This window comes from Pantoea sp. BJ2 (assembly GCF_040255075.1).
In the GTDB taxonomy this organism is placed as follows: domain Bacteria; phylum Pseudomonadota; class Gammaproteobacteria; order Enterobacterales; family Enterobacteriaceae; genus Pantoea; species Pantoea leporis.
In genome coordinates, this window is the sequence record NZ_CP158292.1 from 2,567,434 (window position 1) to 2,589,198 (window position 21,765).

Genomic DNA, 21,765 nt, shown 5'->3' on the forward strand with positions numbered 1-21,765 from the left:
GATGAAAACGGCCAGTGCGATCAACAAGCTGCGCGATATGGCGGAGCAGGAACTGGAGAGTGCGGTGATTCACCTTGGCGATATGCGCCGGGGTGTGCAGCAGGCCGACGAACAACTCAGCATGCTGCTGGATTATCAGGATGAGTATCGCAACAAGCTCAATCAGGATATGTCCGGCGGCATCGCCAGCACGCGCTGGACCAATTATCACCAGTTTATTCAGACGCTGGAAAAAGCCATCGAACAGCATCGCCAACAGCTTTCCCAGTGGAATCAACGCCTCGACAGCGCGCTGAGCAACTGGCGTGAAAAGCATAAGCGGCTCAATGCTTATCAAACGCTGATTACGCGCGCTGAGGAAAACGCATTACGACAAGAAAACCGTCTCGATCAGAAACGGATGGATGAATTTGCCCAACGGGCCGCATTGAGGAAAGGCGAATGATTACGCTGCCAACAGTTGCTACGCAAACCTCGGTTTTGGGAGACGCTGACACTTCAGTTTCATCAGATGTTTTGCAGGGCGCGGAGTCGCTGCCGCAGGGATTTATTACTGAACTCGGCAACCGCTTGCTGACGCTGGTAAAGCAACAAGCTGTTAACACGCAATCGACTGATCTGACAGCAGAAGTTGATGAAAAAGACGTCAGTAAGGCTTCGCTAAGCGCTTTATTACAGGCGCTGGAGAAACCCGATGCGTTAAACGCACTTTTACAGCCGGAAAACACTAAAGCCACGCTGAAATCAGCCGATGATAAAGACAAGAGTGAGGCAAGTTCGTTAACTGCCAGCGACTTACAGAATGTGCAGGCGTTATTCGCCATGTTGCCGGTGGCGGTAGAGAACCGCACCAGCCCAACCAGCGTAAGTAGCAGCGGAGGCGAAGGGAAAACCGACACTCGCGCTTCGCTTAATGCCGCACTGTTAAGGGGTTCGCTGGACGGTGCAGTAAAAGAAGAGCACGCGCAGCCGGATGGCGCACAGAAGAAATCCAGCGATGCTGTAACGCTCTTAACGCAAACGACGAGCAGCACGCAGAGCAGCAGCGTCAGCACCACCGCCAGTAACAGCAGCGGGTTGACGCTGGATGAGAGTTTTAAGCAGGTGCTGAATGCGCTGAGTAAGCCGGAAGCGCGCGCCGCCGCGCAGAGCAGTGATGACCCGGTGACGCCATTCACCAGCGCACCGCTCAGCGCCACCAGCTCGCTGGTAAGCAGCACCGCTTCGACCAGCACCACGCCGTCGACGCCCATGCTGAATGCGCAGCTCGGCAGCAGCGAGTGGCAGCAGGCGCTGAGTCAGCAGATTGTGATGTTTAGCCGCAACGGGCAGCAGAACGCCGAGTTGCGTCTACATCCGCAGGATCTGGGCGCTATCCAGATCAGCCTGACCCTTGATAAGGATCAGGCACAGTTAAATATGGTTTCCAGCCACAGCCAAGTGAGGGCCGCGCTGGAAGCGGCTCTTCCTCAGCTGCGTAGCGCGCTGGCGGAGAGCGGAATAAACCTGGGACAGAGTAACGTCAGCAGCGACGCCTTCGCACAGGGCCAGAGTTATCAGGGCCAGCAGGAAGGACGTCGTGACGGACAGCACGGCAGCTTTAGCCTCTCCCAGGACAGTGACAACGAGATAACGCCTATTGCCGTCCCGGCAGCCCTTCAAGCGCGCGCGGCCGGTAACGGCGCTGTCGATATCTTTGCCTGATAGCAGCTAAACGCTGAAGGTAAGCGTAAAACCCGCGTCTTTTCTTCCCATTGTTTGACTTAAGACGCGGGATAATCTGTCCAGGTAAGCCGAGAGGCTTGCCCATAATTCACAGGAAGTAACTGCAAGATGTCTGATAACGCGAAAGCTAAAGGCCGCAAACGTTCACTACTACTACCGGTGTTACTGATTGTAACGCTGGCCGCTTGCAGCGTGGCAGGCTATGCAGTCTGGCGAATGATGAATAAACACGAAGGCAGCCAACCGGACGCGGCGAAAGTCGAGCCACCGGCTGCTCCCGTATTTTTTGCAATGGATACGTTTACAGTAAACCTGGTCAATCCTGACAACGATCCCGACCGTGTGCTGTACGTGGGTTTCACCCTGCGTCTGCCCGATGAGGATACCCGTCGTCGGTTGAACGATTACCTGCCGGAAGTGCGCAGCCGTCTGCTGTTACTGCTTTCGCGTCAAAGCGCGACGGCTCTGGCAACAGAGCAAGGCAAACAGGCCCTGGTTGAGCAGATCAAACAGGTGCTGGCGCCGCCGCTGGTAAAAGGTCAACCGGCTCAGGTTGTCAATGACGTGCTGTTTACCGCCTTCATTTTGAGGTGATTTAATGGGCGATAGCATTCTCTCCCAGGCTGAGATTGACGCGCTGCTTAATGGCGACAGTGACAGTGCGGAAGTAGAGAACAGTTCCAAAGGGACCGATGGCGATATCCGTCCCTATGATCCCAATACTCAGCGCCGCGTCGTACGTGAGCGTCTGCAGGCGCTGGAGATCATCAACGAGCGCTTTGCCCGTCATTTCCGTATGGCGCTGTTTAACCTGCTGCGCCGTAGCCCCGATATTAGTGTGGGTGCGATCAAGATTCAGCCGTACCACGAGTTCGCCCGCAACCTGCCGGTGCCAACCAACCTGAACCTGATTCACCTGAAGCCGCTGCGCGGCACGGCGCTGGTGGTGTTTTCACCGAGCCTGGTTTTTATTGCTGTCGATAACCTGTTTGGCGGCGACGGTCGTTTCCCGACCAAAGTTGAAGGACGTGAATTTACCCATACTGAACAGCGCGTGATTCGCCGCATGTTGAAATTGGCGCTGGATGGCTACAGCGACGCGTGGAAAGCGATTTATCCGCTGGAAGTGGAGTATGTGCGTTCCGAGATGCAGGTGAAGTTCACCAACATCACCACTTCACCGAATGACATCGTGGTGAACACGCCGTTCCAGGTGGAGATTGGAAACCTGGTCGGTGAATTCAATATCTGTATTCCGTTTTCGATGATTGAGCCGCTGCGCGAGCTGCTGGTCAATCCCCCACTGGAAAACTCACGCCGGGAAGATAATCACTGGCGCGACAATCTGGTGAAACAGGTGCAGCACTCGGAGCTGGAGCTGATTGCCCATTTCGCCGAAACATCGCTGCGCCTGTCACGTATTTTGCAGCTGAAACCCGGTGACGTCCTGCCCATTGAGAAGCCGGACCGCATCATCGCTCACGTCGATAGCGTGCCGGTGCTGACCAGCCAATACGGCACCATCAATGGCCAGTACGCGCTGCGTGTAGAACATTTGATTAACCCGATTTTGAATTCGCTGAACGAGGAACAGCCCGATGAGTGACAGCAAGAAACCGTCCGACGACGACATCTCCGCGGACGATCTGTGGGCTGCAGCTATGAACGAACAAACCACCACCAGCGCGCCAGATCCAACTGAAAATGTGTTCAAGTCGCTGGAAAATCCTGGCATCAGCGGCTCGCTGCAGGATATCGATCTGATCATGGATATCCCGGTCAAACTGACCGTGGAACTGGGTCGCACCAAGATGACCATCAAAGAGCTGCTGCGCTTGACGCAGGGTTCGGTGGTGGCGCTGGATGGGCTGGCCGGGGAACCGCTGGATATTCTGATCAACGGTTATCTGATCGCGCAGGGTGAAGTGGTGGTGGTGAACGACAAATATGGCGTGCGCATCACCGACATCATTACCCCGTCTGAACGTATGCGTCGTCTGAGCCGTTAAGCATGTTAAAACACACGCAAGCCGAACAACCGGTACCCAGCCAGCCGGTGGTCTCAACCGGTTCGGTGATTGGCCAGGTCAGCAGCGTGCTGGCAGTGATTGTTCTGCTGATTCTCGGCTGCGGCTGGCTGGCCAAACGCCTTGGCTTTGCACCGAAAACGGTGACCGGCCAGGCGCTGAAAGTCAGCGCGACGGTGCAGGTTGGCCAGCGTGAGCGTGTGGTCATTGTCGATACCGCCGATGCGCGTCTGGTGTTGGGCGTGACCGCCCAGCAGATCACCCATCTGCATTCGTTACCGCCGCTGCCGCCGGAAGAACGGGCAAATCAAAGCGCTGCGCCACAGGATTTTCGTCAGCTGTTCCAGAACCTGGTTAAACGTCCCGGAAAACCACAATGATGCGTCGATTACTTCCTCTCTTGCCGCTGCTGTTGCTGGCACCGGTTGCGCATGCGCAGCTGCCAGGCTTAATCAGCCAGCCGCTGGCGAACGGTGGCCAGAGCTGGTCGCTGCCGGTACAGACGCTGGTGTTCATCACCTCGCTGACCTTTATTCCGGCGGTGCTGCTGATGATGACCAGCTTCACGCGCATCATTATTGTGTTTGGTTTGCTGCGTAACGCCCTCGGCACGCCGTCGGCGCCGCCAAACCAGGTGCTGCTCGGCCTGGCGCTGTTTCTGACCTTCTTTATCATGGCGCCGACCTTCGACAAGATTTACTCCGACGCCTATGTGCCGTTCAGCCAGGACAAAATCAGTATGGCGGACGCGATTGATAAAGGTGCTCAGCCGCTGCGTGAATTTATGCTGCGTCAAACGCGCGAAGCCGATTTAGCGCTGTTTGCCCGTCTGGCCAACACCGCACCGATTCAGGGTCCGGAAGCGGTTCCGATGCGTATTCTGCTGCCAGCGTATGTCACCAGTGAACTGAAAACCGCCTTCCAGATTGGTTTCACCGTGTTCATTCCGTTCCTGATCATCGATCTGGTGGTCGCCAGCGTACTGATGGCGCTGGGGATGATGATGGTGCCGCCGGCAACCATTTCCCTGCCGTTCAAGCTGATGCTGTTCGTGCTGGTGGATGGCTGGCAGCTGCTGGTGGGTTCACTGGCGCAAAGTTTCTACTCTTGAGTGGCGTTCGCCCTCACCTTTCTTTCTTGAGGAGTGCAGCATGACACCTGAATCAGTGATGGTTATGGGCCAGGAAGCGATGCGCGTCGCCCTGCTGATGGCCGCGCCGATGTTGCTGGTGGCGTTAATCAGCGGGTTGATCATCAGCGTGCTGCAAGCCGCGACCCAGATTAACGAACAAACGCTCTCCTTTATCCCCAAGATTCTGGCCGTTGCCGCTACGGCGGTAATCGCTGGTCCGTGGATGCTTAATCTGATGCTGGATTACATTCGCACGCTGTTTAGCAATCTGCCGTACATTATTGGCTAATGATTAACCTCGACAGCAGCCAGCTGATTCATTGGGTCGCACAATTCTTTTGGCCGATGGTGCGTATGCTGGCGCTGTTCGCCAGCGCGCCGGTGCTGAGCGAAAAATCGATTCCCAAACGCGTCAAGATTGGCCTCGCGGTATTGACCACCTGGATCATCCTGCCGGTGCTACCGCCGGTGGAGGCGACCCTGTTTACACCCGCGGGATTTTGGTTGCTACTGCAACAGCTGCTGATTGGCGTGAGCATCGGCCTGACCATGCAGTTCGCCTTTGCGGCGGTGCGCATGGCGGGGGAAGTGATTGGTTTGCAGATGGGATTGTCCTTCGCCACCTTCTTCGATCCGGGCAGCCGCCTGAACATGCCGGTGCTGGCTCGTTTTCTCGATATGCTGGCCATGCTGCTGTTTCTTACCTTCAACGGACATCTGTGGCTGATTTCACTGCTGGTGGACAGTTTTCATACGTTGCCAATCAGCGATCAGCCGCTCAACGCCAATGCTTTTATGGCGTTGGTGAAATCCGCGGGATTAATTTTCCTTAATGGCATGATGTTAGCGCTGCCCTTAATAGTTCTGCTCCTCACGCTAAACATGGCACTAGGTTTGTTAAACCGTGTTTCACCACAACTCTCTATTTTCGCGGTTGGCTTCCCGATTACCTTAACGGTGGGCATCCTCAGCGTAGGGTTGATGATGCCGCTGCTTGCTCCCTTCTGCGAACATCTGTTTAGCGAAGTCTTTGATTTACTCGCCCAGTTTGTGTCAGAACTTTCCCGCGCCCGTTGATTAACTATTCTGTAGACGCCCTTAAGTAATAGTTAAGCATTCAAAATCTGTTAGTGCATTTTCTGAACCATATTTTTCAGAAATCAACTGAGGAAATTCTGATAAGTGCGCATTTTTGTTGAAAATTATTCTTATTAAACCGCGCTTCGCGTATTTTAGTCAGACGATTCCTAAGGGGTTAAACCTGCTGAATCGGTTGATTAAATGCTCAAAGGGCTGTTTTTAAACAAAAAAAATTTCACAGCGATTTTTCTTGTCTAAATCCCTTTTTTCCGGCATTGTCAACGCTCGCTGAAGCGTCATACTTTCGCCACACAAATGTTTTTAAGATTTGTCCTATCAGATTTGTCTGTGATCTGCGCGATAGTGACAGGGCTCTCAAAACAGAGCGAATAAAACACTTAATGCAAATCCTTAGCCATTCCCACTATGGCTGAGATGAGAGTGACGTGGATGTACTATAAAAAAAACTTCGCAGCACGGTTCAGGGAAGAGTCATGATGGCGCATGGATAACTATCGCCAATCTGCTGAGCAGAATAAAAAAGTGTCTTTGGAAATTTCTCTCGTACCGCAAACGCGTATTCATCGTTGATTTAAACGGATAACAAATTGGTGAGGGTCGCTATAATGCCAACGATTATTATGGATTCATGTAATTACACACGCCTGGGTTTGTCTGACTATATGTCTGCGAAAGGAGTTAAAAAGAAAAATATTACTCCTGTCTCGGATATCGACCAATTGCAACAAAGATGTGAGCAAATTAAGCCGGGCGTTGTGTTTATCAACGAAGAGTGCTTTATTCACGAATCTGATTCCAGCGATCGTATTCGTGCTATTATCATGCAGCATCCTGATACCTTATTCTTTATTTTCATGGCGATCTCGAATATCCATTTTGAGGAATACCTCTACGTTCGTAAGAACCTGATTATTACATCAAAATCGATAAAAACTTCGACGTTGGATTCGTTATTAGGCACCTATTTGCAAAAGAAACTCAACGCTTCGCCGCGTATTTCTGCCGGGCTCGACGTGCATCCACTGACATTAAGTCAGACTGAATCAAATATGCTGAAAATGTGGATGTCAGGTCATGACACCATTCAGATATCTGAGAACATGCAAATTAAAGCCAAAACCGTATCGTCACATAAAGGTAATATTAAACGTAAAATTAAAACCCATAATAAGCAGGTTATTTATCATGTCGTCCGTTTGACTGATAATGTCACCTCAGGGATTTATGTTAACGTGCGATAATTACCTACAGTGAATAAAGGGCTGATCATCTGATTGGCCCTTTTCACGTTTTGAGAGTTTGATCCCACTTTCCTGCCTAATCCTTTCTCCCTGCCTGCCGATGCTTATTCTCATAACACCTACCTACATGAGAGCAAGGATATGAAAACAGCATCGATTGATGAGCAATATAAGCTCAGCATCTGGCAGAACCTGCGCCTGATGCCTTTGTTCAGTATGATCTTTGGTGGCATTCTGCTGCTTTTTGCCCTGTGCATTGGACTCGCCAGCTACTTTTTGATTCAGAGTAATAATTCCCTAAACGATGCCACCGAAGAAATTCAAATTCGTATGGGCATCTCTAACAGTTCTAACCATCTGCGTACTGCGCGACTCAATGTGCTGCAATCCGGTGCCGCCGCGCGTATTGGTGAAATGGATGGTTATCGTGCCGATTTAGCGCGCACCGAGACGCGTATTAAACAAGCGCGCGAAGGTTTTAAACTCTATATGGATCGCAAGGCGAAAACGCCGGCGGATATTGCCCTCGATGAACCGCTGACCGCCAGCTTCAATGCCTATATTGATAAAGGTCTCAAGCCGATGATTGAATCGGCTAAACAGGGCAGCTTCGAAGGCATTGTGGCGCAGGAAACTGACGTCACGCGCAAATTGGATGATGCTTACAACGCCGTGCTGCTGAAGGCGATTAAAATCCGTACTGACCGCGCCGAAGCGATTAATGCCGAAGCCGCGCATCAATCACGCATTGGCTTTATTGCTATGGCGGTGGCGTTTGCTGCCGCCTTGCTGCTGGTGCTGCTGACCTTCGTGTTCCTGCGTCGCGTGGTGATCACCCCGCTACGTCAGTCCGTTGATCGCATCGAGCGTATCGCGCAAGGCGATCTCACCGCGCCGGAACAAGCCTATGGCCGCAGCGAGATTGGTAGCTTGCTGCATAACCTGCAGCTGATGCAGGCCTCGCTGGTGCGTACCGTTGGTACGGTGCGAGAAGGCGCGGTAGCGATTTATCAGGGTTCCAGCGAGATTTCCGCCGGTAACACCGATCTCTCATCACGTACTGAAGAGCAGGCCTCCGCGCTGGAGCAAACCGCCGCCAGCATGGAGCAGCTCACCGCCACGGTGAAACAGAACGCCGAGAACGCCCATCACGCCAGCCAGCTGGCCGCCGATGCCTCAGGCAAAGCGCGCAGCGGTGGCGATCTGGTGAGCGGCGTGGTGCAAACCATGAACAATATTTCTGGCAGCTCGAAAAAGATTGCCGAGATCACCAACGTCATCAACAGCATCGCCTTCCAGACCAATATTCTGGCGCTGAATGCTGCGGTGGAAGCGGCGCGTGCCGGTGAGCAAGGCCGTGGTTTTGCCGTGGTGGCCAGCGAAGTACGTAACCTGGCGCAACGCAGTGCGCAGGCGGCGAAAGAGATTGAAACGCTGATTGCTGAATCGGTGGGGTTGATCACCAACGGTTCACGCCAGGTCGGTGAAGCCGGTAATACCATGGGCGAGATTGTTGAAGCGGTGCGGCGCGTGACGGACATTATGGCTGAGATTGCCGCCGCGTCAGATGAGCAGAGCCGTGGCATCCAGCAGGTGAGCCTGGCGGTGACCGAGATGGATAACGTGACGCAGCAGAACGCCTCGCTGGTTGAGGAAGCCTCTTCAGCAGCGGCTTCGCTGGAAGATCAGGCCGGCAGATTGACGCAGGCGGTGGCGGTGTTCCGTTTGAATGGCGCGCCGGTGGCGCACGTGGCTAAAGCGGCGCAGTCTGCGTTGCGTACGCCAAATCTGGCACCGCGTCCTGCATTGGCGACGTCAGGGAATGATAACTGGGAGACGTTTTGATTTGAGGTAGTGCGCGTCGTCCCTCACCCGGCCCTCTCCCACACATGGGCAAAGGAGTGGATGGTGCGCCGATCTTTCCCCTCTCCCGCTTGCGGGAGAGGGGAAAGGTGAGGGAAAAATCAATCAAGCCTCTTCATACGGCTCCACAAAAACCCCTTCAGCATGATCGCTTTCATTAAAGAACCAAATCCCCAGCGGGTAATCTTCTAACGCCACCAGATACATGATGCCTTCATTGAATGCTTCCACTGCCAGCACCGTACCCACACGGCGCGGGCCGCCGTCAGTTTTAACCGTAACGCGATCGTTCACCTTCATTGATTACTCTCCACAAATTGTCCTGCGACACAGTTTAACGGAAGATAATCAACACTGCCTGATCGCGATCAGCGTCGGGCGATAACCCACACCGCATGCACGATGCCCGGAATGTAGCCGCACAGCGTCAGCAGAATGTTGAGCCAGAAAGCCCCACCAAAACCAACTTGCAAGAATACGCCCAGTGGTGGAACCAAAATGGCGATGACAATACGTAAAAAGTCCATATTCACTCCCTGATATCACTTAACAATCAATCGCTAAGCATAGTCGCTGTTACGTACTGTGCACTTAAAGGCAGGTAAAACTCTGTCAAGATGCGCTTTTTCGCTTTCTTAACGTTTCGTAGAGAGACTTTTGACGCAGGCTGCTCGTACACTTCTTGGTACTGCACCAACCCCAAAGGCGCAGTCAACCTAAAAGTAACAAGGATTTTTGCCCGCGCAGCGCGGGCTTTTTTTTGCCTGCCATTTGCCCTCCGCGCCCTCTTTTCACCAACGACTATACTGGTGTAGATCCGATTGCCTCCGGGAGGCCGCCATGACCACTGCAAAAGAGTACAGCGAGAGATTTCAGCGCGAAGTGAATGTCGATGTTGATGCGTTGCTGGAAGCGATTCAGAAGAGAACGTCGGGCGAGGTAAAAGAGTTTATGGAAGCCGAAGACGCGCATCGCGTTACGGTAAATGGCGCAGCCTATGACTCTTACTCTGAGCTAGCGGAAGCCTTCGAACTCGACATTCGCGACTTCGCCAGCAGCGAAGTGAACCGCTGAAATCGATTTCAAAAAAATACCCGGCGGGATGGCCGGGTAAAGTAAATCAGTAAGTTCGTTACACCAGGGAATTCTTAACACCCTGTCAGATTACGCCTTAGTCTGATTAAGACAAGACTCATCTCTGCATGTAAATCGAACAATTTTGTATAAGCATTCATGTGAATCGTCCTACGCGCCGCGTCACTGCTGGTTTCAGCTGTGCACGAAATGTGCATCGCGCCTTCCGTCACGTTTGCCATTTAAGAATTATCCTGGATGTCGCTGGCCGGGTCGCGGGAAAAAGTGTGATCGCGATTCCGCTATTATACTGATTACTCTTCGCTTTACAGATGCCACTGGCGTAAGGAGTGTGATGATGCTGAGTCTTAACTCTTCCCTGATGATCATTACCGATCTCGATGGCTCATTGCTGGATCATCATGACTATAACTGGGATGCGGCCAGTGAATGGCTGGCGCGTCTGCAACAACATCAGATCCCGCTGGTGATTTGTTCCAGCAAAACGGCGGCCGAGATTATTCCACTACAAAAGAAGTTAGGCATTGTCGGTGCCCCTTTTATTGCTGAAAACGGTGCGCGCGTGGTATTGGGCGGTGAACATACACCGCCGATCGAAACCAGCGCCAGCTATCATGCGCTGTGCCAGACGCTGCAGGCGTTGCAGGCACGATTTCGCTTCAACGGCTTTCATGAATTTAGTGATGCCGAAGTCGCACGTTTTACCGGTTTAACCCTTGCCGAAGCCAGCCAAAGCCGCCTGCGCGAAGCGTCGGAAGTGGTGTTGTGGCGCGATGACGAACAGCGTTTACCGGAATTCCGCGCGGCGCTGGCAGAACACAATCTGGCGTTAACCCAGGGCGGGCGTTTCTGGCATTTGATGCCCGCCGGCACCGGCAAAGGTATCGCGCTGGCGGACATTCAGCAGCATCTCGCCGCGCAGGAAGGAGAAGCGCGCACCACAATCGGCTTGGGCGATGGTCCTAACGATGTGCCGATGCTGGAGCGCGTTGATTATGCCGTGGTGATAAAAGGCTTCAGTAAAACGCCGGTGGAGTTGCAACGCACCGATACTGAGAACGTTTACCACACCGCGCACGTCGGTCCGCAGGGCTGGCGTGAAGGTCTGGACTATTTTCTTGCGCCGAATGAGTAACGGCCTTTAACCAAAAGGATGAGACGATGAGTGATTTTTACCAGAATGGTGTCATTACTAATTTCCATAATCTCACCCACCGCAGCGTCGAATCGCTGGAAAAAGAGATGGTGCGCTTCTCACGCAAACGCAAAATGGGGCTGATATTGCCGTCGCTGTTCTCGGAACTGGAAGGCCCGGCGCTGGATAATATCGTTAATGAACTGGCGAAGGTACCTTACCTGGAGGAGATTGTGATTGGCCTCGACCGCGCCGATCGCGACCAGTTTCTGTTTGCGCGTGAGTTCTTCTCCCGCCTGCCGCAGCGCCATCGCATTTTATGGAATGACGGGCCACGCCTGAAAGCGCTGGATGCCGAACTGGATAAAGAGGGTTTATCGCCGAGCCAACCCGGCAAAGGGCGCAATGTGTGGTTCTGTACTGGCTACACGCTGGCTTCCGACCGCACTCAGTGCGTGGCGCTGCACGACTGCGATATCGTCACCTATGAACGCGGCATGCTGGCGCGTTTGCTCTATCCGCTGGCCAATCCGTCGTTTCAGTATGAGTTCTGCAAAGGTTTTTATGCGCGCGTCGCCGACGGCAAGCTGAATGGCCGCGTTGGGCGTTTGCTGGTCGGTCCGCTGCTGCGCTCCTTGCAGAAAGTCTACGGTCACTCGGAATATCTCGATTACCTCACCAGCTTCCGCTATCCGCTCTCTGGCGAGTTTGCCATGCGCACGCATGTGCTCAACGGCATCAAGATTCCCGGCGATTGGGGATTAGAGATTGGCGTGCTGTCGGAGATTTATCGTAACTACACCACGCGTCAGACCTGCCAGGTTGAGATCGCCGATAACTACGACCACAAGCATCAGCCGCTGGCCGAAGATGATGGTACCGGCGGATTGAAACGCATGAGCAATGACATCGTGCAGTCACTGCTGCGTAAGCTGGCCACCATGGGCGTGCCGCTCACCAGCGATTCGTTCCGGGTGTTGAAAGCCACTTACTACCGTAATGCGCTGGACATGATGGAGATCTACAACCACGAAGCCACCATGAACGGCCTCAAGTTTGATCAGCACATTGAGGAAGCGGCGGTAGAGATGTTCACTCAGGCGATTCTCGATGCCGGACAAGCCTTTATTGAGCGTCCGAATGAGAAACCCTTTATTCCCAGCTGGAGTCGCGTGCAATCTGCTTTTCCGGATATTCTGCAGCGGATTTATCAGGCGGTGGAAGAGGATAACGACGGCAAGGTGTAATGCAGGGTTGAACCACATTCGGGACGACGGGCATCGTCCCGAATGTGTTTAACTGGCCAGCTGTTGCGCGCTCGATACGTGACTGAGTTCATCACTGCGAAACGCCTCACGTCGCACGCTGTAACCATCATACCAACGACACTCTACCATTCCGCTGGCATAGCCGGTGACCACCATGGTGGGTCCGCCCTGTTTGTGCTGAACTTCGTCACTGATTGCAAAGATCATACCGCACCTCCCTCTTTCATCGTTAAATGACCGAATTTAGGTATAGCAGCTGTGACCGATTTTTCCTATACGATTAATCTATTACTGCTACTAAATCAGAATAAGCAGTTAAAAACTCTGTAAATAAAAAAAGCCGACAAAATTTATTGTCGGCTTTGATAGCACGTCCTGGACAGGAAAATTAGATTTTGCAGCTTTCGCAATCCGCTTCGTCGCTGATATCCGCAGGCACTTCGTTGGCTTTTTCTGCCGCTTTGGCTTCAGCCTGTTCCAGCTGTGCATCGATATCAAATTCAAACATATCGTCGTTCATCATCGTTCTCCTGACCGTGATTAAAAATTTACAGCGCTTTATAACTGCTAGCCGCGCAGCTTAGCAATCAGATTTACGCCCAACAGCACGATCGACCCAATGATAAAGCCGATCACCAAATTGGCGCCGTTGCTCAGCAGTGCCGAGACCAAACCGTTGAATCCGGCGCTGTATTCCGTAATAGCGTGATGTAGCGGCGTGATGCCGTGCACCACAATGCCGCCACCAACCAAAAACATCGCCAACGTGCCGACTAACGTTAAGGCTTTCATCAACCAGGGGGCAAAGGCCAGCAATACGCCGCCAATGGCCTGCGCGACCGTGGAAGATTTCTCTTTTAACCAAAAGCCCAAATCGTCAATTTTAACAATCATCGCCACGATGCCGTACACGCCAATGGTCACCAGAATGGCGACACCGGCGAGAATCAGCACCTGATTCAGCAGCGGCGCCTCTGAGACGATGCCCAGCGTGATGGCGACAATCTCCGCCGAGAGGATAAAGTCAGTACGCACTGCGCCTTTTACTTTGTCCTTTTCAAACGCCCGCGGATCCTGCTGCGCCAGTTTGTCGAGACGCTGCTGACGCGCCTCCGGACTCTGCTCGGCCTTATCGTGATTGAGGCTATGCAGCACTTTCTCCACGCCTTCGTAGCAAAGATAGGCACCGCCAATCATCAGCAGCGGCGTAATCAACCAGGGCGCAAACGCCGAGATCAATAACGCCAGCGGCACCAGAATGAATTTATTAAGAAAGGAGCCTTTTGCAACGCTCCATACAACGGGCAATTCACGGTTGGCTTTGACACCGCTAACCTGCTGCGCATTCAGCGACAGATCGTCACCCAATACGCCTGCGGTCTTCTTTGCCGCAACTTTGCCCATGACCGAGATATCGTCGAGCAGTGTTGCAATATCATCCAGAAGGGTGAGTAAACTGGTTCCTGCCAAAGTGGTATTCCTTATTATTCCGGTTCGTGATCCTGACAACAGGGGCAACGCTCAATCGCCGTTACTGACATATCGGCGATGCCCGCACAGTCCCATTCGACGCGTAACGGCCCCGTCAGATCCCCGGCGTGCAAATACTTGCTCACCGGACTTTCCGTCATGCCGCTGATCTCTTCGGTGGCTACCAGCCGGTCGCCAAGATAAATGCGCGCCGTGGCTTGGGTTGTCACCATCCGCTCATCGCGGAGTTGATACAGGCGCTTAACGGTAAGTTTGATGCTGCTCATGGCTCAATTCCGCGTCCCAGAGAAAAGGGAGATCTAAACTGTTATAGCGGCTAAAAGCAACAATCTCGCACTATTCAACGCGATAGTGATGCAAGCCCTGATGGTCGATTTCGCTGCTGTCGGTTGCGGCCAGCAGCCACTCTTCTAAACGTTCAATCAGCGCGCTGTCCTGCAGCTGCAGTTTGCCGCGCAGCGCGCACTCCCAAACAATCAGTACTTTCCAACCTCCTTCGCGCAGTTGTTCGACGTAACGCCGGTCGCGCTCAACGTTACTGTTAATTTTGCCACTCCAAAATTCGGTGCGCGTGGCCGGCATTTTGAATAAGTAGCAGTGATGTCGATGCCAGAAGCAGCCATGAACAAAGATAATCGCTTTCTCGGCGGGCAGGACAAAATCCGGGCGGCCCGGTAGCGCTTTATCCTGTACGCGATAGGTGAAGCCGCGATCTTTGAGAATCAACGCAATACGCTGTTCAATCGCGGTATCCTGATTGCGAATCGCGCGCATGTTTTTGCTGCGAATGGCTTGCGAGTGAACGTCTGCCATGGCGTCTCCTTGTATTAGCGCTTCTACAACTTTAGCGGTTTAAGCCAAAAGCGAAAGCACACCGCACGCCAATTTCCTCGTTGCGTGATGAGTGTTAGCATAGCCGCTTCACTGTTAAGGAAAAACGCATGCTCGCTATCGACCCCGTCTCGCCCTCCCCGTTAACCGCCGATCAGGATGACGCGACGTCGCTGTTACTGCAGGTGCTCGATATCTATGCCGCACGCGATGTGGTTATCACCTTAACTGAAGCCGGTGGCCGCGACTGGAGCGTGCCGCGTTTGAATCGCATCCGCGCCGGTAAAAGTGCCGCGCCGGCGCTCTCCAGCCGCGAAGTGGCCAGCCTGCAGGCCTTGCTGCCGCAGCGTCCGGCGCACTATGACGACGCCAAATTCCAGTTTGTCGATCTGTTTGCCGGTATCGGCGGCATTCGTCGTGGCTTCGAGCAGATTGGCGGTCAATGCGTGTTCACCAGCGAATGGAATAAAGAAGCGGTGCGCACCTATAAAGCCAATCTGTATAGCGATCCACAGTTGCATCACTTCAACAGTGATATTCGTCTGGTAACGCAGCCCGCGGGCATCAGCGATGAGCAGGCAATTTATCAGCATATCGATCGCACCATTCCCGATCATCAGGTGCTGCTGGCCGGTTTTCCTTGTCAGCCCTTCTCGCTGGCGGGCGTGAGCAAGAAGAATGCGTTGGGTCGCGCGCACGGTTTTGAGTGCGAAGCGCAAGGCACGCTATTCTTCGATGTGGCGCGCATTTTGGCCGCCAAGAAGCCGCCGTTCTTCGTGCTGGAGAACGTGAAAAACCTTAAGAGCCACGATAAAGGCCGCACCTTCGCCATCATTATGGCCACGCTGGATGAACTCGGTTATGACGTGGCCGATGCCAATGACGGCGGTTTGCCGGATGCGAAAATTATCGATGCGCGCCATTTCCTGCCGCAGCATCGTGAGCGTATCGTGCTGGTGGGCATTCGCCGTGATAGCGGGCTCAGCAACGGCTTTTCGTTGCGCGCCCTGCCCGCGCTCTATCCGCAAAAGGTGCCGTCGTTACACAGCCTGCTGGAATCCGAGCCGGAAGCAAAATACACGCTATCGCCCACGCTGTGGAACTATCTGTATCAATACGCGAAAAAGCACAAAGCCAAAGGTAACGGCTTCGGCTTTGGCCTTAACGATCCGCGTAATCTGAACATTTGCGTGCGTACTTTATCGGCGCGCTACTACAAAGATGGTTCGGAAATCCTCATCGATCGCGGCTGGGATTACGCGCAAGGCGAAGCAGATTTCCAGCAGGCGGAGAATATGGCGCGCCGTCCGCGTCGTTTAACGCCGCGCGAATGTGCCCGCCTGATGGGTTTTGAAGCGCCGGGCGAGACCAAACTGCGCATTCCGGTTTCCGATACGCAGGCCTACAAGCAGTTCGGCAACTCGGTAGTGGTGCCGGTATTTGCTGCGGTGGCGCAACTGTTATTGCCGCTGATTGAACAGTACGCCGCGCAAAAGGCGTAGCGATTCAGGACCACAATTTTATTTAGGGCCGCGCTTTATGCTGTTTTCCGCCTAATCGCGCCCGCTGTCACCAAACTGTCACGCGTGCTGCCAATACTCCTGTTTTATTTTTTTGGAGGCGTGTGATGTCACTCCTGTCTGTTATCACTCTGCCGCTGCGGTTACGCGCGCGGTTCTCCCCGCGTATTCCGCTGTGGCTCACCAGTTTACGTAGCCAGTTTTTGCTGTTCATTGTGCTGTTCTGCTTGCTGCAGTTTGCCGGCGTGCTGCTACTGAATACCCACGTTAACCAGACGCAAACCTCGTTGCAGCAGGCGAATCAACTGCGCGAACGTCTGGCCCTGCTGGATAAAGCGCGCATCGAACTGCTCACCGCCAGTGATAACAGCCATCGCGCCGGTATTTATCTGATGCAGGATCAACAAAGTGGCTCGGTGGATAGCTGGAAAAGTCTGGCGGCGGCAGCCGATGACTCGTTGAAACAGGCGCAACAACAGTTCGCCGCCTACCACGCCCATGCGGATAGCCCGCTGGCGCAAGGTTTTACCATGCTAGCGGCAGGATTGCAGGAGCAGCTGAAAGGATTAGCGGCCAACGACATCAACGCCTTTTTTATGGTGCCGATGCAGGCATTTCAGCAGCAGTTTAATGATGCCTGGTTCAGTGAAATCGAGCAGGCCAATCAGCAGCTCAGCAGCGTGAATCAAAACACCCTCAGCACCTTGAAGCAGAGCCGCAATCTGTCGCTGATGGTCAGCGCGATACTGATGGCGCTGTTAGTGCTGGCGTCCAGCCTGCTGATGCGCGGCGTATTGTTGCCGCTGCGTCGCGCGAATGCGCAGCTGGAACAGATCGCCACCGGTGATCTGGTCGATGCGCAAAACCTTCCGCGTCGTCAGTCGCTGGAAACGCGCCAGCTGTTCCAGTCAATCGAGACCATGCGGCGCGGCTTGCAGCAGATTGTGCGCGACATCAACACGGTGGCGGTCAGCGTGGCCGCCGGCGCAGAAGATATGCAGCAGTACAATGAGAAAGTGATGCAGCAACACCAGCAGCAAAATGCCAGCTTCCATCATCTGTCGCAGCGCTTAGATCGCGTTTCTGAAGAGGTGGAGATTGGTGCCCAGTTCTCGCAGCAGGCGACGCAGGAAGCGCAATCTGCCGATGCGTTGATGCGTAACTGCGCACTGGAAGTCGATAAGATGGAAACCCAGATGCAGCAAATTGTCACCGCGTCGGATGATATCGCCGGGATTGTTGGCATGCTGGATGACTTGTCGATGCAGACGCGTTTGTTGTCGCTAAATGCCGCGATCGAGTCTGCACATGCCGGCGCTTACGGCCGCAGCTTCTCGGTGGTCGCCAAAGAGATGGGTTTGCTCTCGCAGCAAAGCGGTGCCTCGACGCGCCAGATTGACGGATTGATTCAGCATACGCAGCAACATGTGCATGCTGGCTTCGATAAGGTGAAAGCGCTGGAGGTGCTGTTCGCGCAGATCAGCAGCGCGGTGTCTGGCGTGGTGACGCAGTTGAACGAGCTACAGCACAACAGTGCTGCGCAGAGTCATCGGGTGAAAAAGATTGCGCTGGAAGTGGTGGAGATGAGCGGACAGCTGCAGCAGAACGAAGCGCTTAACGCCCATCAGGTGCAATCGGCAGTGCAATTGCGCGCTTTATCGGACCGCCTGGCGCAGCGCGCGCAGCAGTTCCGTATTTAATCTGCAGGCATAAAAAACCCGTCAGTGACGGGTTTTCTGCTTATTTCTTCTTCTTACTTTTCTTCAGCAGTGCACGAATCTGCTTCAGTTCCGCAGCGGAGAGCTGATCTTCCACCGCTTCTTGCGTGTCCAGACTATCAATGGCCGGTTGCGCACCCGCATCTAAACTGGCCTGCAGGCGATTAACGATCTCCTGACTCATGGAGATTTGGTTATCGGCGGCTAACTGTTTGATGTGCTCTTTCAGTGCCGGGTCAATTTTGATGGTTAAGTTAACGGTCTCGGTCATTTTCATACTCCCTTTTGATTTACAACAACGTAGCGGAAGCAGATGAAACTTAACAGACTGTCATAAAAATTTAATATTACGAGTGTATAGGGCTGAAATCTCTTAACACCGACTCATCGATGGAGGTCAAATTGCCCTGCAGCTCGGCGCAAAGTTTGCCCATGTAGTGGACGAGAAAATCGGCGTTATGTTCCGCCAGCAGGCGTCCAGCTTCGGTTTGCATGGTTTGCGGTAAACCCAATAGCTTTTTCTGGAAGTGATCCAAGGTCCACTTCACATCATCCAGTTCCCGATCTTTTCCTAACGGATCTTCGCTATCAAACAGCGGACGACCTAACGCGCCCGCCGTATAGAAAACGCGCGCCAGGCCGATAGCACCTAATGATTCGAGACGATCGGCATCCTGCACGATTTTCGCTTCCAGCGTTTGCGGCGCGATACGCGCACTAAAGCTATGAGCCTGCACCGCGTGCGCAACGGCATCCAGCCGTTCGAACGGGAAGTCGGGGAAATCTTGCTGCAGTATGCGGCGCGTCTCTTCCGCGGCATAAGTTGACGCTAAATGACGTTCGGGATGGTTTTTCGGCAGGTTGACCACATCGTGAAAATAGCAGGCGGTCATCACGACCATAGGATCGGCGTCACTGTGCTGCATGATGCGCTTAGCACTCATCCAGACGCGGCGCAGGTGCGCGATATCGTGGGCTTTGTCGTCGTGCAGCCAGTTGAGCTGCAGCCAATTCTCGTAGCGTTGTTGCCAGTGAGTAAGTGACATCGTGCTTCTCCTGTTATTGCTGTTATCTACGTTCCTGCGGACATCATAGCGGCCTGGTCATGACACTTTTTTTACATCCGTCCAGCCGGTGCCAGGCGTAAAAATGAGATCCCGATCTTGTTATAACGCTGTTAACGCCGCTTGCACAGCAGCCATTGCGATTTCGGTATTTCCTTAGTGCGTTTTAGTTAAATAACTCTGTTCAATAGGTTTAATATATTCGCGTCATCAACAAATTTCGCTTTAGGGATAAATTCCAGTTATCTATGCTGATAAATGGGGCTTCTTAGAGGCAGATCAACACGGCATAATCTGAAAAGGTTCCCATAATGGCCTTTATAACGTACTGTATCTGGAAAATTTATGGCTTCTGATCCCTTGCAAAGTCCTTTTCAGCACACATTTTGCTTATGAACCATTTTTTACATCTAAAATTGCCAGAATAGCCTGATACTAAGTCGACAAATTATTAAGCAAACTGATTCAAACCCATTATGCTAGCTCTCACATCTACGGATGTTAGGGGATTCTTCGCAGTTTCCGGGTTTGTGACACATTAAGAGGTATGCAATGAAAGAACGGCCGATTCTTTTTTCCGAACAGCGGGTACGCGCCCTGCTGGTTGGCCAGCAAACGCAGACCCGGCGCATTATGAAAACTCAAGCCTTTGGTCCGGGTCAGGATCATCATGAAGGCGTACACGCATTTGATGTCAGTGCCAATCATCTGCACGGCTATAAATTGATGTCGATGACCGATGTCAGTTCGCACTGCCCATTTGGTCAGGCGGGCGATGGTTTGTGGGTACGTGAAACCTGGCGCGGCCCGATCGTGCCGGAGGCGATGCTGGCGGATTACGAACGCGATCCTCTGCCGTTCCGCAATGCGGCTTACTGCCAATATCGCGCTGACAGCAATGAATTGGGACAGCTGGATGAGAATATGCAGAATGCCGAGCAGTTTGGCTGGCAAACCGCGATTCATATGCCGCGCTGGGCCAGCCGCATCGACCTGCAAATCACCTCGGTGCGAGCCGAGAAGATTCAGGACATTAGTGAAGATGACATCATGGCGGAAGGCGTGCAGACCGATTCGCACTTCCTGAATAACTTCTTCACCATGAATATGAATTCAGAATCGCCAAAAGAAGCGTACCGCAAAGCGTGGCAGAAACAGTACGGCGCCACCAGCTGGGAAGTGAACCCGTGGGTTTGGGTGATCGCGTTTCAGCGGGTTGAACGATAAGACGTCCCCTCCCCCTAACCCTCTCCCGCGGGCGGGCGAGGGAACCGTTCTTAGCGATGTAGAAGTTTGGGGATCACGCGAAGATTTGCACAGTAAGCTCCCTCTCCCGCCTGTACAGTCCGGGGACATGGTAGACAGGTGTTCGGGGACATGGTGAACACTTTTTAACATCCTTTACCCATGGTGATCGACTTTTTCTTCAGGTCGATCACCCCCACTTTTGTGCTGTACCACCATACCTCGTAGCACCCGTCTTCCTGCATCTCCTTCAGGCCAACGTGCTCTCCCCTGAACGCCTTGCCTGCCTTCAGACTCAGGCCTTTTATAGTCAGCTTCCCACTGATATCTACCTTCCTGACCATCACGCCCTCGTCGTATTCCGCTGACGTTACGCTGGCGCTGTACTGCCGAGCCGATGGCTGATAGCGCGACGCCGGCACCGCCATATCCAGCGCCTCATGCGGGCGTTCAAGGTTATAAACCGTCCGCCAGTGATCGAAGGCGCGCTGCAGCTCACCGTCGTCCGCGAACCACTTCCCCTGCAGCACTTCAGCCTTCAGGCTGCGGTGAAAGCGCTCCAGCTTGCCCTGCGTCTGCGGATGATAAGGCCGGGAGTGCCCCACCCGGATACCCTGTCGCATAAGCCACAGCTCGACGGCCGTCCAGGTCCCGGTAGTGTCGCCCCACGGCGAACCGTTATCCATCGTCATCCGGTCCGGCAGGCCGTAACGTTCAAAGACGCTGACCAGCTGCTTCTGCACCGTCTCACGCCGCTCGTCAGCGCAGTGTACGAGGCACAGCGAGAAGCGGGAGTGATCGTCAAGGAGGGTAAGCGGGTGGCAGCGGCCGCCGCCAAAGGGAAAATGCCCCTTGAAATCCATCTGCCAGAGCTGGTTCGGGGCCGCATGTTCAAACCGGCCCGTGGCCGGGACACCCGGAGCTGAGCCCGGCAGCAGGTCGTGGCGGGCCATCAGGCTGTGGACGGTGCTGAAGGCGGGCATGCGGTGTCCGCGGTCTTCGAGCCAGCGCTTTATCTTGCGCGCGCCCCAGTGCTGATGAAGTTCATGCGCCATACGAAGCAGGTCAGTGATGTCGTCAGACGAGCGGTTGGGAGAGTGATGGGGTATGCAGGGGCGGTCCTCAAGACCGGATTCTCCCTCTTCAGCCCAGCGGCGAAGCCACTTGTAGGCAGTGGCGGAAGAAATGCCGTAGTGACGGCAGAGTGCGCGGATGTTCGCCCCGTCTTGCGAGGCGAACAGAACAAACTCTTTACGTAATGACATGGTATCTCTCGCATCCCAGGACATAAGCGACTCCATAAACGGGT

The 21,765-nt window shown here is 53.7% G+C and carries 27 protein-coding genes; 17 read left to right on the forward strand and 10 right to left on the reverse strand.

Going from position 1 to position 21,765, the window contains the following annotated elements:
* Position 1 precedes the first annotated feature (1 nt).
* From fliJ to AAF463_RS12055, 11 genes are all read left to right on the forward strand, one after another.
* Entirely contained in the window at positions 2-445 is a 444-nt protein-coding gene (gene fliJ, locus AAF463_RS12005; RefSeq protein WP_064739112.1) for a flagellar export protein FliJ, read from the forward strand.
* Positions 442-1,704: a flagellar hook-length control protein FliK gene (locus AAF463_RS12010; protein WP_350260846.1), complete on the forward strand. Its 1,263-nt coding sequence runs from the start codon at positions 442-444 to the stop codon at positions 1,702-1,704. Before fliJ ends, AAF463_RS12010 begins: the two co-directional genes overlap by 4 nt.
* Positions 1,705-1,833: 129 nt before the next feature.
* Positions 1,834-2,319 carry a flagellar basal body-associated protein FliL gene (fliL, locus tag AAF463_RS12015; protein WP_101763951.1) on the forward strand — a complete coding sequence of 162 codons (486 nt, stop codon included), beginning with the start codon at positions 1,834-1,836 and terminating at the stop codon, positions 2,317-2,319.
* Between the two features lie 4 nt (positions 2,320-2,323).
* A complete protein-coding gene (gene fliM / locus AAF463_RS12020) occupies positions 2,324-3,331 on the forward strand; it encodes a flagellar motor switch protein FliM (RefSeq protein ID WP_064739115.1) in 1,008 nt (335 codons plus the stop codon).
* A complete protein-coding gene (gene fliN, locus AAF463_RS12025) occupies positions 3,324-3,734 on the forward strand; it encodes a flagellar motor switch protein FliN (RefSeq protein ID WP_008105402.1) in 411 nt (136 codons plus the stop codon). The genes fliM and fliN overlap by 8 nt, the downstream gene beginning before the upstream one ends.
* A 2-nt stretch (positions 3,735-3,736) precedes the next feature.
* Entirely contained in the window at positions 3,737-4,132 is a 396-nt protein-coding gene (fliO, locus tag AAF463_RS12030; protein ID WP_192411593.1) for a flagellar biosynthetic protein FliO, read from the forward strand.
* Positions 4,132-4,863, forward strand: a complete 732-nt coding sequence (gene fliP / locus AAF463_RS12035; RefSeq protein ID WP_097097688.1) for a flagellar type III secretion system pore protein FliP — start codon at positions 4,132-4,134, stop codon at positions 4,861-4,863. Before fliO ends, fliP begins: the two co-directional genes overlap by 1 nt.
* A 40-nt stretch (positions 4,864-4,903) precedes the next feature.
* Entirely contained in the window at positions 4,904-5,173 is a 270-nt protein-coding gene (fliQ, locus tag AAF463_RS12040; RefSeq protein ID WP_008105408.1) for a flagellar biosynthesis protein FliQ, read from the forward strand.
* Positions 5,173-5,961 (forward strand): flagellar biosynthetic protein FliR, encoded by a 789-nt coding sequence (fliR, locus tag AAF463_RS12045; RefSeq protein WP_280171821.1) that lies wholly within the window; start codon positions 5,173-5,175, stop codon positions 5,959-5,961. Before fliQ ends, fliR begins: the two co-directional genes overlap by 1 nt.
* 629 nt (positions 5,962-6,590) lie before the next feature.
* Positions 6,591-7,226, forward strand: coding sequence for a transcriptional regulator RcsA (gene rcsA, locus AAF463_RS12050; RefSeq protein WP_008105413.1), 636 nt, complete (start codon positions 6,591-6,593; stop codon positions 7,224-7,226).
* Between the two features lie 141 nt (positions 7,227-7,367).
* Entirely contained in the window at positions 7,368-9,071 is a 1,704-nt protein-coding gene (locus tag AAF463_RS12055) for a methyl-accepting chemotaxis protein (RefSeq protein WP_101763948.1), read from the forward strand.
* 123 nt (positions 9,072-9,194) lie between these two features.
* Here AAF463_RS12055 and dsrB read toward each other — a convergent pair whose 3' ends face one another.
* The gene (dsrB, locus tag AAF463_RS12060) at positions 9,195-9,389 is read right to left on the reverse strand and encodes a protein DsrB (protein ID WP_101763947.1); all 195 of its coding nucleotides are present in this window, start codon (positions 9,387-9,389) and stop codon (positions 9,195-9,197) included.
* A 68-nt stretch (positions 9,390-9,457) separates the two neighbouring features.
* On the reverse strand, positions 9,458-9,616 hold the full coding sequence (locus AAF463_RS12065) for a YqaE/Pmp3 family membrane protein (RefSeq protein WP_007891469.1): 159 nt from the start codon (positions 9,614-9,616) through the stop codon (positions 9,458-9,460).
* Positions 9,617-9,929: 313 nt separating this feature from the next.
* Between AAF463_RS12065 and yodD the strand changes: the two genes are divergently transcribed.
* The 3 genes from yodD to AAF463_RS12080 all read left to right on the forward strand — a co-directional run bounded on the left by yodD (position 9,930) and on the right by AAF463_RS12080 (position 12,566).
* On the forward strand, positions 9,930-10,163 hold the full coding sequence (gene yodD / locus AAF463_RS12070; RefSeq protein ID WP_101763946.1) for a YodD family peroxide/acid resistance protein: 234 nt from the start codon (positions 9,930-9,932) through the stop codon (positions 10,161-10,163).
* Positions 10,164-10,521: 358 nt separating this feature from the next.
* A complete protein-coding gene (locus tag AAF463_RS12075; protein ID WP_350261998.1) occupies positions 10,522-11,319 on the forward strand; it encodes a mannosyl-3-phosphoglycerate phosphatase-related protein in 798 nt (265 codons plus the stop codon).
* Positions 11,320-11,345: 26 nt separating this feature from the next.
* Positions 11,346-12,566, forward strand: coding sequence for a glycosyl transferase (locus tag AAF463_RS12080; protein ID WP_101763945.1), 1,221 nt, complete (start codon positions 11,346-11,348; stop codon positions 12,564-12,566).
* Positions 12,567-12,614: 48 nt separating this feature from the next.
* On the opposite strand, the gene AAF463_RS12085 is transcribed toward AAF463_RS12080, so the two are convergent.
* From AAF463_RS12085 to vsr, 5 genes are all read right to left on the reverse strand, one after another.
* Positions 12,615-12,794 (reverse strand): DUF2158 domain-containing protein, encoded by a 180-nt coding sequence (locus AAF463_RS12085; RefSeq protein WP_101763944.1) that lies wholly within the window; start codon positions 12,792-12,794, stop codon positions 12,615-12,617.
* Between the two features lie 181 nt (positions 12,795-12,975).
* Positions 12,976-13,110, reverse strand: a complete 135-nt coding sequence (locus AAF463_RS12090) for a hypothetical protein (RefSeq protein WP_350262020.1) — start codon at positions 13,108-13,110, stop codon at positions 12,976-12,978.
* Positions 13,111-13,154: 44 nt separating this feature from the next.
* Positions 13,155-14,057, reverse strand: coding sequence for a DUF808 domain-containing protein (locus tag AAF463_RS12095; RefSeq protein WP_101763943.1), 903 nt, complete (start codon positions 14,055-14,057; stop codon positions 13,155-13,157).
* 14 nt (positions 14,058-14,071) lie between these two features.
* Positions 14,072-14,344: a hypothetical protein gene (locus AAF463_RS12100; protein ID WP_008105433.1), complete on the reverse strand. Its 273-nt coding sequence runs from the start codon at positions 14,342-14,344 to the stop codon at positions 14,072-14,074.
* 70 nt (positions 14,345-14,414) lie between these two features.
* Positions 14,415-14,891, reverse strand: a complete 477-nt coding sequence (vsr, locus tag AAF463_RS12105; RefSeq protein WP_101763942.1) for a DNA mismatch endonuclease Vsr — start codon at positions 14,889-14,891, stop codon at positions 14,415-14,417.
* 128 nt (positions 14,892-15,019) lie between these two features.
* On the opposite strand from vsr, the gene dcm reads away from it, so the two are divergent.
* Both dcm and AAF463_RS12115 read left to right on the forward strand, forming a co-directional pair.
* The gene (dcm, locus tag AAF463_RS12110) at positions 15,020-16,411 is read left to right on the forward strand and encodes a DNA (cytosine-5-)-methyltransferase (protein ID WP_210081929.1); all 1,392 of its coding nucleotides are present in this window, start codon (positions 15,020-15,022) and stop codon (positions 16,409-16,411) included.
* A 125-nt stretch (positions 16,412-16,536) separates the two neighbouring features.
* Positions 16,537-18,129, forward strand: a complete 1,593-nt coding sequence (locus AAF463_RS12115) for a methyl-accepting chemotaxis protein (protein ID WP_350260847.1) — start codon at positions 16,537-16,539, stop codon at positions 18,127-18,129.
* 40 nt (positions 18,130-18,169) lie between these two features.
* On the opposite strand, the gene AAF463_RS12120 is transcribed toward AAF463_RS12115, so the two are convergent.
* Both AAF463_RS12120 and AAF463_RS12125 read right to left on the reverse strand, forming a co-directional pair.
* Positions 18,170-18,418: a hypothetical protein gene (locus AAF463_RS12120; RefSeq protein ID WP_008105442.1), complete on the reverse strand. Its 249-nt coding sequence runs from the start codon at positions 18,416-18,418 to the stop codon at positions 18,170-18,172.
* A 76-nt stretch (positions 18,419-18,494) separates the two neighbouring features.
* The gene (locus AAF463_RS12125; protein WP_110868365.1) at positions 18,495-19,193 is read right to left on the reverse strand and encodes a phosphohydrolase; all 699 of its coding nucleotides are present in this window, start codon (positions 19,191-19,193) and stop codon (positions 18,495-18,497) included.
* A 570-nt stretch (positions 19,194-19,763) separates the two neighbouring features.
* Here AAF463_RS12125 and AAF463_RS12130 point away from each other — a divergent pair.
* Complete coding sequence (locus AAF463_RS12130) at positions 19,764-20,438, forward strand: hypothetical protein (protein ID WP_101763938.1); 675 nt, start codon at positions 19,764-19,766, stop codon at positions 20,436-20,438.
* A gap of 164 nt (positions 20,439-20,602) precedes the next feature.
* Here AAF463_RS12130 and AAF463_RS12135 read toward each other — a convergent pair whose 3' ends face one another.
* Entirely contained in the window at positions 20,603-21,757 is a 1,155-nt protein-coding gene (locus tag AAF463_RS12135) for an IS481 family transposase (RefSeq protein ID WP_350260848.1), read from the reverse strand.
* Between the last annotated feature and the right edge of the window lie 8 nt (positions 21,758-21,765).